General features: G+C 72.1%; 13 protein-coding genes and 2 tRNA genes. 9 read left to right on the top strand and 6 right to left on the bottom strand.

Features of this window, described 5'->3' with window-relative positions:
* Window positions 1-53 precede the first annotated feature (53 nt).
* The 3 genes from H1D33_RS24985 to H1D33_RS24975 form a co-directional block, all read right to left on the bottom strand.
* A complete protein-coding gene (locus tag H1D33_RS24985) occupies window positions 54-1,595 on the bottom strand; it encodes a non-reducing end alpha-L-arabinofuranosidase family hydrolase (protein ID WP_181570844.1) in 1,542 nt (513 codons plus the stop codon).
* Window positions 1,596-1,946: 351 nt separating this feature from the next.
* Entirely contained in the window at window positions 1,947-4,217 is a 2,271-nt protein-coding gene (locus tag H1D33_RS24980) for a glycoside hydrolase family 44 protein (protein ID WP_181570845.1), read from the bottom strand.
* A 101-nt stretch (window positions 4,218-4,318) separates the two neighbouring features.
* The gene (locus H1D33_RS24975; RefSeq protein WP_181570846.1) at window positions 4,319-5,293 is read right to left on the bottom strand and encodes a helix-turn-helix domain-containing protein; all 975 of its coding nucleotides are present in this window, start codon (window positions 5,291-5,293) and stop codon (window positions 4,319-4,321) included.
* 292 nt (window positions 5,294-5,585) lie between these two features.
* Between H1D33_RS24975 and H1D33_RS24970 the strand changes: the two genes are divergently transcribed.
* From H1D33_RS24970 to H1D33_RS24950, 5 genes are all read left to right on the top strand, one after another.
* Window positions 5,586-6,077, top strand: coding sequence for a hypothetical protein (locus tag H1D33_RS24970; protein ID WP_181570847.1), 492 nt, complete (start codon window positions 5,586-5,588; stop codon window positions 6,075-6,077).
* Window positions 6,070-6,759, top strand: coding sequence for a VanZ family protein (locus H1D33_RS24965; RefSeq protein WP_246411885.1), 690 nt, complete (start codon window positions 6,070-6,072; stop codon window positions 6,757-6,759). Before H1D33_RS24970 ends, H1D33_RS24965 begins: the two co-directional genes overlap by 8 nt.
* A gap of 5 nt (window positions 6,760-6,764) precedes the next feature.
* Complete coding sequence (locus H1D33_RS24960; RefSeq protein ID WP_181570848.1) at window positions 6,765-7,451, top strand: response regulator transcription factor; 687 nt, start codon at window positions 6,765-6,767, stop codon at window positions 7,449-7,451.
* Window positions 7,452-7,467: 16 nt separating this feature from the next.
* A complete protein-coding gene (locus tag H1D33_RS24955; RefSeq protein WP_281370414.1) occupies window positions 7,468-8,550 on the top strand; it encodes a sensor histidine kinase in 1,083 nt (360 codons plus the stop codon).
* Window positions 8,551-8,692: 142 nt separating this feature from the next.
* A complete protein-coding gene (locus H1D33_RS24950) occupies window positions 8,693-9,652 on the top strand; it encodes a helix-turn-helix transcriptional regulator (RefSeq protein ID WP_181570850.1) in 960 nt (319 codons plus the stop codon).
* A gap of 78 nt (window positions 9,653-9,730) precedes the next feature.
* Here the strand turns inward: H1D33_RS24950 and H1D33_RS24945 are convergent, their stop codons facing one another.
* A complete protein-coding gene (locus H1D33_RS24945) occupies window positions 9,731-11,347 on the bottom strand; it encodes a cellulose-binding protein (protein ID WP_246411887.1) in 1,617 nt (538 codons plus the stop codon).
* 267 nt (window positions 11,348-11,614) lie between these two features.
* On the opposite strand from H1D33_RS24945, the gene H1D33_RS24940 reads away from it, so the two are divergent.
* The 4 genes from H1D33_RS24940 (at window position 11,615) to H1D33_RS24925 (ending at window position 15,444) form a co-directional block, all read left to right on the top strand.
* A complete protein-coding gene (locus H1D33_RS24940) occupies window positions 11,615-13,099 on the top strand; it encodes a tannase/feruloyl esterase family alpha/beta hydrolase (protein ID WP_181570851.1) in 1,485 nt (494 codons plus the stop codon).
* 94 nt (window positions 13,100-13,193) lie between these two features.
* The gene (locus H1D33_RS24935; protein ID WP_181570852.1) at window positions 13,194-13,589 is read left to right on the top strand and encodes a GntR family transcriptional regulator; all 396 of its coding nucleotides are present in this window, start codon (window positions 13,194-13,196) and stop codon (window positions 13,587-13,589) included.
* Window positions 13,586-14,485 carry an ABC transporter ATP-binding protein gene (locus H1D33_RS24930; RefSeq protein WP_181570853.1) on the top strand — a complete coding sequence of 300 codons (900 nt, stop codon included), beginning with the start codon at window positions 13,586-13,588 and terminating at the stop codon, window positions 14,483-14,485. Before H1D33_RS24935 ends, H1D33_RS24930 begins: the two co-directional genes overlap by 4 nt.
* Entirely contained in the window at window positions 14,482-15,444 is a 963-nt protein-coding gene (locus H1D33_RS24925) for an ABC transporter permease subunit (RefSeq protein ID WP_181570854.1), read from the top strand. Before H1D33_RS24930 ends, H1D33_RS24925 begins: the two co-directional genes overlap by 4 nt.
* A 65-nt stretch (window positions 15,445-15,509) precedes the next feature.
* Here H1D33_RS24925 and H1D33_RS24920 read toward each other — a convergent pair.
* Window positions 15,510-15,582, bottom strand: a tRNA-Arg gene (locus tag H1D33_RS24920).
* Between the two features lie 36 nt (window positions 15,583-15,618).
* A tRNA-Ser gene (locus H1D33_RS24915) sits at window positions 15,619-15,709 on the bottom strand.
* Window positions 15,710-15,779 lie beyond the last annotated feature (70 nt).

Below are 15,779 nucleotides of genomic sequence, written 5' to 3'. Positions count from 1 at the left end.
GGGCCGGCCTCCCCGAGGTGGGGAGACCGGCCCTCGATCCGATCCGCCGGCGGTCAGCGCTGGAGCGTCAGCAGGCCCGGACGGTAGGGCAGCAGGCCGTAGTCGCCGCCGGAGTTGGTGGCGCGGCCCTGGTAGAGCAGTTGCAGGTTGCAGGGGTCGACGGTGAACGTCTGGTCCGCGCTGGTGCGGATCAGCTCACCGTGGCTGATGTCGTTGGTCCAGGTGGCGCCGCTGTTGGCCTTGCCGGCGAACGGGTTGCTCTCGGTCGCCGCGTTCGGCGTCCACGAGCCGCTCAGGCTGGTGGCGGTGAACGACCGGAAGTAGCGGCCCTGCGCGCCGATGGCCTCGACGATCATGAGGTAGCGGGTCTGGCCCTGGAGCTTGTAGACCTGCACGGCCTCGAAGAGGTTGTTCGTGCTGTCGCTCATGATGGTGGTGTAGTTGGAGCCGAAGCTGCCGGGGAAGTTGCCGATCGGCATGCTGGCCCGGTAGATCTTGCCGTTGTCACCGGCGAAGAAGAGGTACATGTTCTGGCTGTCGGCGATGATCGTCTGGTCGATCGGACCGGTGCCGGAGCCGGAGATGCTGCCGGTGAACAGCGGCTGCGCCGACGACCACCCGTTGGGGTTGGTCGGGTCGGTCGAGGTCTTGTAGGAGAACGCCGTGCCGCCCCACTGGTAGGCGAGCACCCAGATGTTGCGCGGGGCGAAGTAGAACAGCGTCGGCGCGACGGTGCCCTGGTTCATGCCGTTCTGGCTGGCCGAGGCCATGTCCGACCAGTTGGTGAACGGGCTGAAGTTCATCGAGCCCCAGGACGAGCCGAAGTCGTGCGTGGTGGCGTACACCAGGTGCCGGCCGTTGTACGGCGCGACGGTGAAGTCCTTCAGCGACGCCCAGCCCGACTTGGGCTGCGCCAGCGGGCCGGTCGACGACCACCGGTACGACGTGGGCAGGTTGCAGGTGCCGCCCGGCGGGGGCGTGGTGGGCGGCGGCGTGGTGGGGTTGCCCCCGCCGTCGACGCGGACGAGCTGCCACTGCTGGTTGCTGCCGTTCCAGTCGTCGTACTGGACGATGCTGCCGCCGTCGGCGGTCGAGGCGCCCTGCACCTCCACCACCTTGTTGCTGTTCCGGTTGATCAGCCGGACGTAGCCGCTGTCGGAGTCGGCCAGCCGGAACTGCTGGTTGGTCCCGTTGGCGTCGGCCCACTGCACGATGTTGCCGCCGTTGGCGGTGGAGAAGTTGTAGACGTCGAGCACCTTGCCGGAGAGCCGCGACCGCAGCCGGTAGTAGCCGCCGCCCGAGTCGACGAACTGCCACTGCTGCTGGTTGCCGTTGTTGCGCGCCCACTGCACGATCCGGGCGCCGTCGTTGGTGGCCAGGTTGTAGACGTCCAGGGCCTTGCCGCTGTTGCGGTTCACCAGGACGTACCAGGCGCTGGTGTCGACCGTCGCGGCGGCGGCCGGGGTGGACAGCACCGCCGTGGCGCCGACGCCGGCCAGCACGGCCGTCACGCCGGCCGCGACGACCCGCGGCGCCCATCCCCGCCGCCGCGACGGCGGGGAGGTGACCGATGGGGACCTACCAAAGCCAAACATGATCCTCCTCGATGGCCTGAACCCGGACGCGGCCGTCCGGTGTTAGCGCTAACAGGAAATCGCGCACTCGATTGCACGCGACGTCTCGACAAGGCAGACCTGCCCGGTGAGTCCCAGCCTCGTCCTTGACCATCGAATGTGGGCGATAACACGACGTTCGTCAAGTCGTAACTTTTTCGAATCATCGAGTCCGCTCATGATGACGCTAACATCGACCACTGCCCATCACTTGACTGTCGGTCCACCGCAACGGTCAGCACCACCCCGGCCCGGAGAGCCACCCCGGGCCGGGGTCGGCGCCGCCACACCGCCACGGCACGGGCCGCCGCGCGGATGGGACCGAGCGGCGGGTCAGCCGCAGCGCCTGCCGTTGAGACTGAACGCGGTGGGCGCCGGGTTGGTGCCGCTCCAGGTGCCGTTGAAGCCGATGCTGGTGGACGCGCCGGGGGCCAGCTTGCCGTTCCAGCTCAGGCTCTCCGCGGTGACCGCCGTCCCGGTCTGCTTCCAGGTGGCCGACCAGCCCTGGCCGACCTTCTGGGTGCCGGTGGGGAAGTCGAACGCCAGCTTCCAGCCGTCGATCGCGGTGGCGCCGGTGTTCGTGACCGTCACGGTCGCGGTGAAGCCGCCCGGCCAACTGTTCGCCGCATACCCGACCGAGCAGCCGCCGGTCGGGGTGGCGGGCGCGGTCCGCACGGCCAGCCCGGGCGAGGCCGCCGAGACGTTGCCCGCCGCGTCGCGCGCGGTCACCACGAAGGTGTACGGGGTGTCCGCGGTCAACCCGGCCACCGTGTACGAGGTGCCGGTCGCACTGCCCACCTTCACGGTGCCGGCGGCGTCCACCCGGTGCACGTCGTACCCGGTCACGCCGGTGTCGTCGGTGGACGGCGTCCAGCTCAGCGCGACGCTGTCCGCGGTGACCGTGCCGGCGGTCGGCTTGCCCGGCGCGGTCGGTGGCACGGTGTCACCGGAGGTCGTCCCGCGCGGCAGCACCAGGTGGGTGATCGAGTTGGCCGGGAAGGTGGCGGTGAAGCCGCCGGCGGCCACCGGCTGGTCGGCCTCCCGGACGATCCCGGCGAGGTTCGCCCCGCTGTAGCGGTAGACCTGGGCACTGCCGGCGGAGGCGCCGGTGAGCGCCACCGGGCTGGTCAGGGCGTCGCCGCTCTTGTTCACCACGACCAGGGTCAGCGCCTTGTCGGCGGTGCGCTCGGCCGCGTACACGGCCAGTTTGTCCTGGTCGGCGCTGGTGGCCCGGACGGACGTCTCGCCGAACGCGCCACCGGCGCCGTCGTAGTTGCGGTAGATGCGGAACGCGTCGGCCACCGGCTGGTCGGCCGTGGGCGCGGTCCACAGGCTGGCCAGGTCGAGCCCCTCGCGGCCGAAGATGCCCAGCACGTCGGCCTGGGCGAGCGCGCCGTTGAGCGAGCCGAACCCGCCCCAGCTGTACTCGGTCATCGCGATCTTCGTGCCGGGGTAGTGCTGGTCGACCAGGTCGCGCATCCGGGGGATGAAGCGGACCGGCTGGTTGATCCAGCTCTCGTCGACGTACGTCGGGTCCCAGAGCTGGCGCGTCGAGCGCAGCCGCAGCGCCTGGGTGGCGGCGTCGCCCGCGTCGGAGCCGCTGACGCCGGACTGCTGCGGGTAGAGGTGCACGTCGAAGTAGTCGAGGATCCGGGTGCCGTGCTGCTGCTCGTACTCCCACATCCGGTCCAGGTACCAGGGGCCGAGATCCTGGCCGCCGTGCGCGGCCTTGTCCGGCGGGTTCGACCAGCAGCCGGTCCGCGAACAGGTGTCCTGGTCCAGCCCGGAGTAGAAGATCGAGTTCAGGCCCCAGCCGACCGGGCCGAGCGTCTTCGCCCCGGGATCGGCCTTCTTGATCGCGGCGGCGTACTGGTAGGTGCGGTCGCGCAGCTCGTCGTAGCCCAACCCGACCGGACGGACGTCCCGGTGGGTGGCGTGCCACAGGTCCGGCTCGTTGTCCAGGTTGTAGAAGCGGACCCCGCCGGAGCCGGCGGCGCCGAACCGGTCCTTCAGGTGGGTGACGAAGTCGCCGGCGTACTCCGGCCCGACCGCCACGCTAGTGTCCTCCGGATCGTTGCCGGTGATCAGGCTGCCGTCCGGCTTCTTCCCGTTGCCGCAGTCCGGCGCCCACTGGTCGGTGGACTCCTGCGGGCCGTACTTGGCGACGCTGAAGCCGCACGACCGGGCCCGGTCCTTGGCGATCCAACCGATCATCGGCACGGTCATGATGGTGTCGGTGCCGGTGGCCTTGTTCCGCTGCACGAAGCGGTCACTCTCCGAGCCGTCGGGCAGGCTGTCCGGGTCCGCGTTGTCGTTCGGGATGTTCTCGAAGTACCAGTCCGAGGCGCGGTTCGTGGTGTCGGTGCGGAAGTTGTAGCGGGTGGTGGCGTTGCCGCCGTACCGGTGCACCGGCAGGCGCAGCTCCCGGGCGAGGGCTTCGTCGGCGAAGTTCATGCCGTAGACGTACGGACTGATCGCGTGCCGGCCGGCGGTCACGTCGACGGCCAGCGCCGGGCCGGTCGCGGCCTGGGCGGGCGCCGGCAGGGCCAGACCACCGAGGGTGGCGGCCAGCACGACGGGGAGCAGTGCTGTGGTGGGACGCACGAGCTCTTCCTTCCTGAGGACATCGAAGCTCGCCGTTGGGAGCGCTTCCACAGCCTGCCCCGGTTCGCCTGCCGCGTCAACACTCCGGCGACGACCTCGGGTCAGCCCCTCAGCGTCTGGCCGGGCGTCTCCCCGTACTCGTCGCGGTAGCGCTCGGCGAAGCGGGAGGGATCGGCGAAGCCCCAGCGGCTCGCGACCGACTCCACGGTCCGGTCGTCGCCGGTGGTGGCCCGGCCCAGTTCCTCCCGCGCCTTGTCGAGGCGGACCCGGTGCAGGTAGGCCAGGGGGGTGCTGTCGAGGTGCCGGCGGAAGGTGAGCCGGAGCGCGCGGGGCGTGACACCGGCGGCGCGGGCGATGTCGGCGACGCTCAGGTCGAGGTGCGGGTGGGACTCGATGAAGGCGATCGCCCGACGCAGCGTCGCCGGGTGGGCGTCGTGCCGGTCCGTCGCGCTCGGCCCCGGTGTCACGTCGCTCGGGAAGATGGTGAGCGCGGTCGCGGCCAGCATCCGCACCGCGGCACCGAGGATGAGTGGTTCGGTCGCGACCTGCGGCCGCTCGAACAACTCCTGGACGTAACGCGCGGTGGTGCGCCACTGCTCGGCGCATCCGGGCAACGGCTCCCACGACCGGGGCCGCCACGGCTGGTCCGGTGCGGTGCCGGACACCTCGTGCAGCAGAGATTCGGGCAGGCCGACGACGTCGAGGTCAGCGTTGTGCAGCCGGGCGTCCCACCGCATCTCCCGCTGGCTGGCGACATAGGTGTCGCCGGGCCCGTAGCGGGCACTGCCCCGGCCCCGCGCGTAGTCGACCCGGCCGGCCTTGACGGTGGCGATGAGAACCTGGTCGCTGCCCTCCACACGGAAGTCGAGGTCCGCCGAGATCCGCGCCGCGCTCACGTTGACGTCGCCGAACTCGATGCGGTCGAAGCCGACCCACATGCCGCCGCCCACCGCGTCCCGGACCCGCAGGTGCGCGCCGTACATCCGGCCGATGAAGTCGCGCGCCTCGTCCGGCTCCGACGATACGAACCGGGTCTGCCGGGGCGGCCCGGGCGAGTCGGCCGCCGATCCCACCATGAGTCCTCCTCGGCGATGTCGCTCCTGGCTGGACCCCGTATCCCGCCCAGCCTAGGCGGGAAGCCACCCATCACAAATGTCCTAGAAGTCGTGTCCTGGACAGGACGTGGGCGCGCGGTCCGGCGGGGTCGCCGATACCCGCGAGGTGCTCCGGCTCCACCGACGCCACCGCGGATGTCACGGGCGTATCGGAAAACGCATACGCCCTCGCAACGCCCCGACGCCTTGGGTGGAGGAGGGCGACCGCGGGCACGGTCGCGGCGCCCGACCGTCGACCGGAAGGAGCACGGGGATGGGACTGGACCCGACAGCCGGCGTGAGCCGGCGGAGGTTGGTCGAGTGGGGCGGGCTGGCGGCCGCCGGCGCGGTGGCGGCCGGGGTGCCGCTGGCGGGCGCCGGACCCGCCGCCGCGGCGGCACGCGCGCCCCGGCCCGGCCGGATCCCGCCGGCCACCCGACCCGGCGGCGCCTACGACAGGTACGTGGCGGGGCTGGCCGCCGCGGGCCGCTTCTCCGGGGTAATGCTGCTGTCGCACCGGGGCCGGACGGTGCTGTCCCGCAGCTATGGCATGGCCGACCGGGAGCGGGGAATCGTCGGCGGCCAGTGGGTGATCCAGCGGGCCGGCGGCAACCCCGGTGTCTGCGCCAACTGGACCAACTACCCGGACACCGGCTGGGTCGGCGTGATCCTCGCCAACGGCGACGACGCGCCGCTGGTCGAGATGATCGCGCGGGAGACGCAGGCCGTCACCGGGGCCACGCCCGACGGGGGCTCCGGTGGCTGAGGCGGGCGGCACCCGCCGTACGCCGAGGGTCGCGCTCGTCGCCCTGGCGGTCCTCGGCCTGGCGGGCGCGGCGTATGCCGTGCGCCGGCCGCTGCTGATGGCCGCCCCGGCGTGCCGGGCCGGGCGGTGGCACGGCTGCCTCGACACCGAGAACGGCGTGGTGCTCATGACCCTGGTCGGGTTGCCGCTGGCCGCGCTGGCGGCGTGGGCCCTGGCCCGGTGCCGTCGGGCCCCGGACGCCGCCACGGCGTGGCGGAGGTCGGTGGCCGAGGTGGGCCTGGTCCATGGCACGGTGCCGTTCGTCTGGATGACCCTGATGCCGGGCCCCGGGGCGGGCGTCGTCCCGGGGCGGGTGAGCCTGGTCCCGCTGCGGGACCTGGTCGCCATGGGGCCGCTGGGGATCGGCGGCAACCTGCTGGTCCTCGCGGCGCTGGGGTTCTTCGCGCCGCTGCGGTTCCCCGCGCTGGCGTCCGTGCCGCGGCTCCTCGCGCTCGGCGCGGCCTGCTCGGCGGTGATCGAGACCCTTCAGTACGTGCTGCGGCTGGACCGGGTCTCGTCCGTGGACGACATGCTGGTCAACGCCGCCGGCGCGGTGCTGTTCGGGCTGGCGTCGCGCCCCTGGTGGCCGAGCGCGGCGCCGACGCCGGACCGACCCCGCCCGACGCCGGCCCGGGCAGACTGAGTCGCATGCGCGTGCTGATCGTGGAGGACGAGCCCTACCTGGCCGAAGCCGTCCGGGACGGGCTGCGGCTGGAGGCGATCGCGGCCGACATCGCCGGCGACGGGGACTCGGCCCTGGAACTGCTCGACGTCAACAGCTACGACCTGGCGGTGCTCGACCGGGACATCCCCGGTCCCTCCGGCGACGAGGTGGCCCGGCGCATCGTCGCCTCCGGCAGTGGCATCCCGATCCTCATGCTCACCGCCGCCGACCGGATCGACGACAAGGCCTCGGGCTTCGAGCTGGGTGCCGACGACTACCTCACCAAGCCGTTCGAGCTGCGCGAACTCGTCCTGCGGCTGAGGGCGCTCGACCGCCGGCGCGGGCACGCCCGTCCTCCCGTGCGCCAACTCGCGGGCCTTCGGCTCGACCCGTTCCGCCGGGAGGTCTTCCGCGACGGACGCTACGTCGCGCTCACCCGCAAGCAGTTCGCCGTGCTGGAGGTCCTGGTCGCCGCCGAGGGCGGGGTGGTCGGCGCTGAGGAGCTGCTGGAACGGGCCTGGGACGCGCACGCCGACCCGTTCACCAACGCGGTCCGGATCACGGTCTCCGCGCTGCGCAAACGGCTCGGCGAGCCGTGGGTGATCGCCACCGTGCCGGGCGTCGGCTACCGCATCGAGACGCCACCGGCGAGCGGTGACGCACGTGGCTAGGCGGCCCGGGTGGAGCGTGCGCGCGAAACTCACCCTCAGCTACGCCGGGTTCCTCGTGCTCGCCGGCGCCCTGCTGCTCACGGCCGTGTGGGTGTTCCTGCTGCGGTACGTCCCCGACCGGGCCATGCTCATCGTCCCCGGCTCCGCCGACACGCTCACCCCCGGCGTGTTCCCGGTCCGGTCCCACCTGCTGCGCGTCTTCGCGCCGAGGGCGGCCGAGACGCTGGCGTTCCTGCTCGCGTTCGGCCTGCTCGGCGGCTGGTTCCTCGCCGGCCGGATGCTCGCGCCGCTGACCCGGATCACGGAGGCGGCCCGGACGGCCGGGACCGGCTCCCTGTCCCGCCGGATCCGCATGCCGGGCCGGCGGGACGAGTTCCGGGAACTCGCCGACGCGTTCGACACCATGCTCGACCAGCTCGAGTCGCACGTCGCCGAGCAGCAGCGGTTCGCCGCGAACGCCTCCCACGAGCTGCGTACCCCGCTGGCGATCTCCCGGGCGTTGCTCGACGTCGCCCGCGACGACCCGACGCGGGACCGGGACGAACTCGTCGCCCGCCTGCACGAGGTCAACCGGCGGGCGATCGACCTCACCGAGGCGCTTCTGGTGCTCAGCCGAGGCGACCGGGGCGTCGTGGGTCGCGAGCGGGTCGACCTCTCGCTTCTCGCCGAGGAGGCCGCCGAGACGCTGCTCCCCGTCGCCGAGCGACGCCGGGTCACCCTGGACGTGACCGGTGGCGCGGCCCCGACCGGCGGCTCCACCGAACTGCTGCTGCGGATGGTGACCAACCTCGTCCAGAACGCCGTCGTGCACAACCTGCCCGGCGGCGGCACGGTGACGGTCCACACCGCGACGTCCGGCGACGCCAGCGTGCTGCGGGTGGTGAACACCGGACCCCCGCTCGCACCGGACCTGGTGCCGACGCTCACCGAGCCGTTCCGGCGCGGCACGGACCGGGTACGCGCCGACGCGCACGCCGGCGCCGGTCTCGGCCTGGCCATCGTGCAGAGCGTGGTCCGCGCCCACGACGGGACGCTCGACCTCGTCCCCGGCCCCGACGGCGGGCTCCTCGTCACGGTGCGGCTGCCCACCGCGCCCTGACCCGTCTCCCCCGCCGCGCCGACGAAACGTGCCTGCTCGGTGCGGTTCCCCGCCAGCCGCACAATGGTGGTTGGACGCGTCGAGAAAACGGCGCGCCGTCGTCTCTGAGCGCCGCATGCTGGGTGCCCCCCGAGGAGCATGCATGGGCCAGGTTTTCGAGGCGACCGACATCGACGTCGCCGAGCAGATCCTCCGCGACGGCTACGGCGGGAACATCCGCCTCGACGCCGGCGAGATTCCGCCGAGGCTGCGACTGGACGCCGTCGCCGTGAGTCCGGCGGCTCGGCTCGACCAGATCACCTTCGGTTTCCGCTTCCACGTGCGGGCCGAGGCGCTCGGCGCGCTCGTCATCTGCCACATCGGCTCCGGCCGGCTCGCCTACCACCCCGCGGACGGTGAGCGGACGACCTACGGGCCCGGCGACGCGTTCGTTCCCGTCCAGCCGGAGCGCGGTTTCACCGCAGACTGCGCGGAGGCCGACTTCCGCACCACGGTTCTGGACCCGGCGCTGCTTCACAGCATCGCGGAGACCGCGCCCGGTCGACGCCCCGAGCCGGTCCGCTTCACCAGCCACGCGCCTCTCTCCGCGGATGCCGCCGGGACATGGGACGCCGTCCACGCCTACGCCCGGGAGACGGTCGGCCTCGGGGTGACCGGGGAACCGCTGGTCGCCGGGAGCGTGGCCCGGATGCTGGTGGCCACCGCCCTGACCGTCTTCCCGAACAATGTGCTCAGCGATCCCACGTTCGCCGACCGCCGCGACGCGCACCCCCGGATGCTGCGTCGCGCGGTCACCTTCATCGAGGAGAACGCGGACCGGGACATCACGCTCGCCGACATCGCCGCCGAGGCCCGCACGACCATCCGCGCCGTGCGGCTGGCGTTCCGCCGGCACCTCGACACCACTCCGACCGCCTACCTGCGGTGGGTCCGGCTCGAACGCGCCGACCAGGAGCTGCGTCGGGCGGACCCGGCCGACCATCTCGCGGTCGCCGAGATCGCCCGGCGCTGGGGGTGGGCCGGCCCGAACCAGTTCGCCGCCGCCCACCGGCGACGGTTCGGCTCGCCACCGGGCGAGCCGCCGCGTCCGCGCACACCGTGAGCGCGGGGAGGCGTACCCGATCCGCGACCGGCGGACGCCGGCGTCGCCGCGAGGGTGACGCCGGCGTCCGCCCGCCCGTTACGGCGTGACCACCTTGCCGCCGAACGTCACCACGAGGCGGCCGTCGGAGGCGAAGGACCAGCCGAGGGCTCCGGAGTACGAGGTGCACCGGGACCCGTTGCTGCCGGAGAAGAACTGGTTGGAGCTGTCGGAGTTGCCGACGATCCGGTCGTTCGAGCCGCCGCTGCACGAGGTGTTGTTCCGGAACACCGAGGAACCGCCGTCGAAGTTGAAGTTGCGCTCGGTGTTGCCGACGCTGGCGTTGTTCGACACCGTCATCGAGCCGACGTTGCGGTTGTAGGTGAAGCCGTGCTGTCCGTTGTGGTAGGCGATGTTGCCCCGGACCACGTGGTTCACCCCGATGTCCTCACCGCCGAGCTTGAAGCCGTTGCGGTCGCCGTTGCCGGCCTGACCGCCGTTGCTCAGCGTGCCGTTGTCGTAGGCCAGGGAGGATTCGATGGTCACCGCGCCGATCGCGCCGGTGTCGCTCTTGGTGTAGAGGTCGTAGCCGTCGTCGATGTTGTTGTGGGACACCGTCCAGCGGAAGACGTTGCCCGGTCCCACGGTGAGCTTCGGGGCGAACCCGTCGGCGTCCTCGCCGTCGGAGTCGACGTTGTCGTGCGACTCGGTGCTCACGATGAGGTTGTTGGACGGCCACTGGTCGCGGGGCGCGTTGGCCACCAGCCGCGAGAGCTGAAGCCCGGAGTCCCGGTTGTTCCGGGTCACCACGCGCTCGATGATGTTGTTGTTGCCGGCGAGCAGGATGCCGTTGTCCCCGGCCCGCTCGACGACGATGCCCCGGATGTGCCAGTACGACCCGCCCACCTGGAGACCCCGGTTCGCCGGGTCCTCGCTCTGGGCCGAGAAGTTCAGCACCGGCGTCTCACCCGGGTAGGCGAAGATGTTCTTCCGCGCGCTGGACGTGCCGTTGTTGCCCTGGCCGATGGTGACGGTCTGGGTGTAGCGGTAGGTGCCGCCGCGCAGGTAGATCGTGCCGCCGGCGGCGACCCGGGTGATCGCCGAGGCGAGTGTCGTCGGGTTGGCCTGGGTGCCGGCCGCGCCGTCGGTGCCGGTCGGCGCCACGTACAGCGTGCCGCTCGACGGTGGGGGCGTGGTCGGCGGCGGCGTGGTCGGCCCGCTCGTCGGCGGCGGGGTGGTGGGTGCCGGCGTGCTCGACCCCGAGGCGTACGTCTCGAACTCGGCGACCCTCGGGGTGCCGTTCGCGCTGGTGATCTCAAAGTTGATCTTCTTCAGCGAGGTGGCCGCGAACGTGATCGGCCCCGCGCCGGTGCCGCTGGCCAGCGTGGCGCCGGTGTCGTTGTTGACGACCCGCCACGAGCCGATGACCCCGACCGCGCCGGCCGCCTCCCGGATGGTGATCGAGGCGACCGTGGTGGCGGAGCCCCACTTCACCGAGATGCGGCCGGTCGAGCCGGCCGGCGACCAGTACGTGCCCATGTCGCCGTCGACCACGTTGCCGTAGCTGGTGCCGGATGCCTTGCTGGAACCGTCGGCGCCCGCGCCGAGACTGAGATTTGTTGCATAGGCGTTGACCGATGACATGGCGGGATTGCCGAATGCGCCCGACGCCTGGGTCATCGGCAGCGCCACGACCGCCGCGGCGATCGCCGCCACGACGGCACCGCCGGCGGGGAGACCGCGTCGCACAATTTTTCTCACTGTTTCTCCTCAGGGCGTGGAAACGGTTTCGTGTGCGCATGTGCAGCCCGGCCGGGGTCGAAACATCGATGAAACACAGGCTAAGAAAGCGCTTACCGACGAAGCAAGAGATTGGATGTGCAGGTTTGTTGCATCTCCGGCGGAGACTCCGTCGGCAGATTGAGGCGGAAGCCGGTCTGTGGAGGGATCCGCCGGCAGTGGCGCGTCCGTAACGTCGGCGGCATGAGGCGAACATTGACGGCCGTGCTGGCCGTCGTAGCGATCATGGCCCTGCCGGCGCCGGTCGCCCGGGCCGCGTCCGGCGGATGCGCCGCGCTCACCCGCCTGCCCGGGGTGGCGTCCGCGGTGGCCGACGCCGACTACTGCGACGTGCGGGGCACGCTGCCCCCGCACGAGAGGTACGAGATCAAACTGCCGCTGCGGAACTGGACCGGGCAGTACGTCCAGCAGGGTTGCGGCGGCCTGTGCGGCGCGGTGCCCGAACTGACCCTGCCGCTGTTCGGGTTCCGGTGCGCGCCGGCGGTGGACAAGCGGGTCGTGCTGGCCGCCTCCGACAGCGGGCACACCGGCGCCGACGCCGGCGACGGCACCTGGGGCGCGCACGACGTCGCGGCCCGGGTCGACTTCGGGCTGACCTCGGAACACAAGCTCAAGGTGTTCGCCGACGTGGTGACCCGGTCGTTCTACGGCCACGGACCGACGCACCGGTACTTCGACGGCTGCTCCACCGGCGGCCGGCAGGCCTTGAACCTCGCGGAACGCTTCCCGGCCGACTTCGACGGCATCCTGGCCGGAGCACCCGCCCACAACCTCGCGCCGCTCGCGCTCCTCAACGCGTGGCTGACGCAGAAGAACAAGGGCGGCATCCTCACGCCGGCGAAGCTGCCGGTGCTGCACGCCGCCGTCCAGCGGGCCTGCGGCGAGCTGATCGAGGACCCGCGCACGTGCGGCTTCCAGCCCTCGTCCATCCGCTGCACGGGTGCCGACCGGCCCGACTGCCTGACCGACGCGCAGGTCGCGGTGGCGGTGGCGGCCTACCGGGGGCCGTCCGACGCGCGGGGCCGCAACCTCTACAACGGCGGCTTCGCGTACGGCTCGGAGCTGAGCTGGAACGGCTGGTTCGTCGGGCCGGACCCGTTCGCGGCGCGGATCGGGCTGGCGTACTTCGCCGACCTGGCGTACCCGAAGAACCCGCCGGCCAACTTCACCCTGGACGACGTCACCTTCACCGAGGCGACGTTCGACCGGCTCCAGATCCTCGGCGACGCCGTCTACAACGCCACGTCACCGGACCTGTCGGCGTTCCGCGCGCACGGCGGCAAGTTGATCGTCCACCACGGCTGGGCGGACGCGCAGATCCCGCCGTTCTCCACCCTGGACTGGTACGCCGCGGTCGAGCGGCACGCGGGCGGTTACGCGGCGAGCCAGCGGTTCTCCCGGCTCTACATGATCCCCGGCGGGTACCACTGCCTGTTCGGGCCGGAGGTGGACAGGCCGAGCGAGATCGGCGTACCCGAGTTCCTGACGCCGCTGATGTCCTGGGTGGAGCGGGGCGAGGCGCCCGGTGCGATCGACGTGCCCACGGTGACCTCGACCGACCCGCCCGACCTGGTGCGCTTCCTCAGCGTCGACCCGTCGGACGCGCTGTCCCCGCCGCCGGCCGCGCCGGGCAGCCTGAACGCGAACTACCACTACATCCGGGGCTAGCCCGACGAAGCGCCCGCGACACTCGACCCGAGGGCCGTTGACCCCTCACCGCCGCTTTACTATCTTCCTAGTAAAGCAGCAGTGAGGGGTCCCCGTGTTCGTGTTTCGGCTCGACGCCCACTCGGGCGTGCCGCCGTACCTGCAACTCGTCCAGCAGGTCCGCCAGGCAGTCCTGCTGGGCTTCCTGCAACCCGGCGACCGCCTCCCGCTCATCCGCGAGGTGGTCGAGGACCTGGCGATCAACCCCAACACCGTCGCCAAGGCGTACCGGCAGATGGAACAGGAGAACCTGGTCACCGGCCGGCCCGGCCAGGGCACGTTCGTCGACGCACAGCAGTCGGCCGCGATGTCGGCATCGACGTACTCGTCGCTGCACCGCGGCCTGGCGACCTGGCTGCGCCGCGCCTACGCCGCCGGCCTCGACGAGCGGGCGGTCGACGCGCTCTTCGCCTCCGTCCGCCAGCAGACCAGGAACGAGGACGTGGCGTGAGCGAGACCGAGTTCGCGCTGCGCACCGACGGTGTGGGCAAGCGGTACCGGAAGGGCTGGGCGCTGCGCGACTGCACCCTGACCCTGCCGGCCGGCGGCGTGATCGCCCTGGTCGGGCCGAACGGCGCGGGCAAGACCACGCTGCTGCGCCTGGTCGTCGGGCTGCTGGCGCCGAGCACCGGCACCGTGGAGGTCCTCGGCCACGACGTCACCGCCAGCACCCCGCACACCCTGTCCCGGATCGGGTTCCTGGCGCAGGACCACCCGCTCTACAAGCGCTTCACCGTCGCCGAGATGCTCCGCTTCGGCCGGGCCTGCAACCTGCGGTTCGACCAGGGGCTGGCCGAACGGCGGCTGGCGAAGCTGGGCATCCCGCTCGACCGCCGGGCCGGCACGCTCTCCGGCGGGCAGCAGGCCCAGGTCTCGTTGGCCCTGGCCCTGGCGAAACGGCCCGACCTGCTCGTCCTCGACGAGCCGGTGGCCAGCCTCGACCCGCTGGCCCGGCACGAATTCCTCCAGGTCCTCATGGGCGCGGTCGCCGAGGGCGGGGTGACCGTCCTGTTCTCCTCCCACGTCGTGCACGAGCTGGAGCGCGTCTGCGACCACCTGGTCGTGCTCAACCACGGCCGGGTCACGCTGACCGGCGACATCGACACCCTCCTCGCCGAGCACCGCCTGCTCGTCGGCCCGCGCACGGCCGCCGACCTCGACCGGGCCGGCACCGTCGTGGAGGCCGTCCACAGCGACCGGCACACGACCCTGCTGGTGCGCGACGGCGGGCTCCCGGCCGCGCCCGGGTGGCAGGCCCGGCCGGTCGCGCTGGAGGACCTGGTGCTGGCGTACCTGCGCCGCCCGTCCGAGCCGGGCGCCGCGGTCGCCCCGGAGGTGGCGGCATGACGTGGTTGATCTGGCGCCAGCACCGGACCGAGGTCTGCGTCCTGGGCCTGCTCGTCGGCACGTTCGGCGTCACCCTGCTCCTGCTCGGGACGCAGGCCCACGACCTGTTCCCCGGCGGTCCCGCCCGGTGCGCGGGCGGGACCGGCGTCGGCGAGGGCTGCGCGGCCTCCTTCCGCCGGCTCGACGAGGAGTACGGGTACGTCGAGAACCTCCTGGCGGCCTTCTACCTGGTCCCCGTCGTCATCGGCGCGTTCCTCGGCGCGCCGCTGCTCGCCCGCGAACTGGAGGACGGCACGTGGCAGCTCGCCTGGACCCAGGCCGTGCCCCGGATGCGCTGGCTGGCCGCCAAGCTCGCCGCGCTGGCCGGCGTGACCGTCGCGCTCACCGGGCTGTTCACCGCGGTGCTCACCTGGTTCCGGCAGCCGTTCGACGCGTGGGAGGGGCGGTTCCAGTACGACGCCTTCGACCTGGAGGGGATCGTCCCGGTCGCGTACGCGCTGTTCGCGTTCGCCGTCGCCACCGCCGCGGGGGCGATCCTGCGGCGCAGCCTGCCCGCGTTCGGCGTCGCGTTCGGGGCGTTCCTCGCCGCCCGGATGTCGGTGGCGCTGCTGGCCCGGCCCGCGTACGCCACGCCGCTCACCACCACGGCGCCGGTCCCCGCCGACGGCGCGAAGGGCCGGACGCCCGGCCTCGCCGACTGGACGATCGACCGCGGCTACGCGGACGCCACCGGCCGCAGGCTGAGCTGGACCGAGTACGACGAGTTGGCGGGCGCCGCCGACCGGGCCGGCACCAACCTCAACCAGTTCCTGCACGCGCGGGGCATCCAGCGGTTCGGGGTCTACCACCCGGCCGGGCGGTTCTGGGAGTTCCAGCTCGTCGAGGCGGCCCTGTTCGTCGCCGTCGCGGCGGTCCTGCTCGGTGTGGTGGTGTGGCGGGTACGGCGCCGCGTGATCTAGCGCCCCCACGGGTCGAAAAAAGGCCGTGATCAGCGTTTCGGCTGATCACGGCCTTTTCCGTGACGTGCGCCCGAAGGGACTCGAACCCCTAACCTTCTGATCCGTAGTCAGATGCTCTATCCATTGAGCTACGGGCGCTTGGTGCTCGGCCAGTCTACACAACCGGCTTTCGCGCGGAGACTCCGGGATTCGAACCCGGGAGGGGCTTTAAAACCCCAACCGCATTAGCAGTGCGGCGCCATAGACCAGACTAGGCGAAGTCTCCCCGGTGACCCGGAGGCCACCGCGCCCGAGGATACAGGTCCGCACCCGCCCGGGGCAAAGCGACTACCGGC

It is taken from the genome of Micromonospora ferruginea, from assembly GCF_013694245.2.
GTDB lineage: Bacteria > Actinomycetota > Actinomycetes > Mycobacteriales > Micromonosporaceae > Micromonospora > Micromonospora robiginosa.
Note: the sequence above shows the minus strand (reverse complement) of the source record. Positions and strands in the feature narration are given on the sequence as shown.

What these genes read in the sequence shown, in the direction of transcription:
- H1D33_RS24960 (WP_181570848.1), top strand. Translation starts at nt 6,765, where the DNA reads ATGCGCGTGCTGATCGTGGAGGACGAGCCCTACCTGGCCGAAGCCGTC.
- H1D33_RS24985 (WP_181570844.1), bottom strand. Translation starts at nt 1,595, where the DNA reads ATGTTTGGCTTTGGTAGGTCCCCATCGGTCACCTCCCCGCCGTCGCGG.
- H1D33_RS24940 (WP_181570851.1), top strand. Translation starts at nt 11,615, where the DNA reads ATGAGGCGAACATTGACGGCCGTGCTGGCCGTCGTAGCGATCATGGCC.
- H1D33_RS24950 (WP_181570850.1), top strand. Translation starts at nt 8,693, where the DNA reads ATGGGCCAGGTTTTCGAGGCGACCGACATCGACGTCGCCGAGCAGATC.
- H1D33_RS24975 (WP_181570846.1), bottom strand. Translation starts at nt 5,293, where the DNA reads ATGGTGGGATCGGCGGCCGACTCGCCCGGGCCGCCCCGGCAGACCCGG.
- H1D33_RS24970 (WP_181570847.1), top strand. Translation starts at nt 5,586, where the DNA reads ATGGGACTGGACCCGACAGCCGGCGTGAGCCGGCGGAGGTTGGTCGAG.
- H1D33_RS24925 (WP_181570854.1), top strand. Translation starts at nt 14,482, where the DNA reads ATGACGTGGTTGATCTGGCGCCAGCACCGGACCGAGGTCTGCGTCCTG.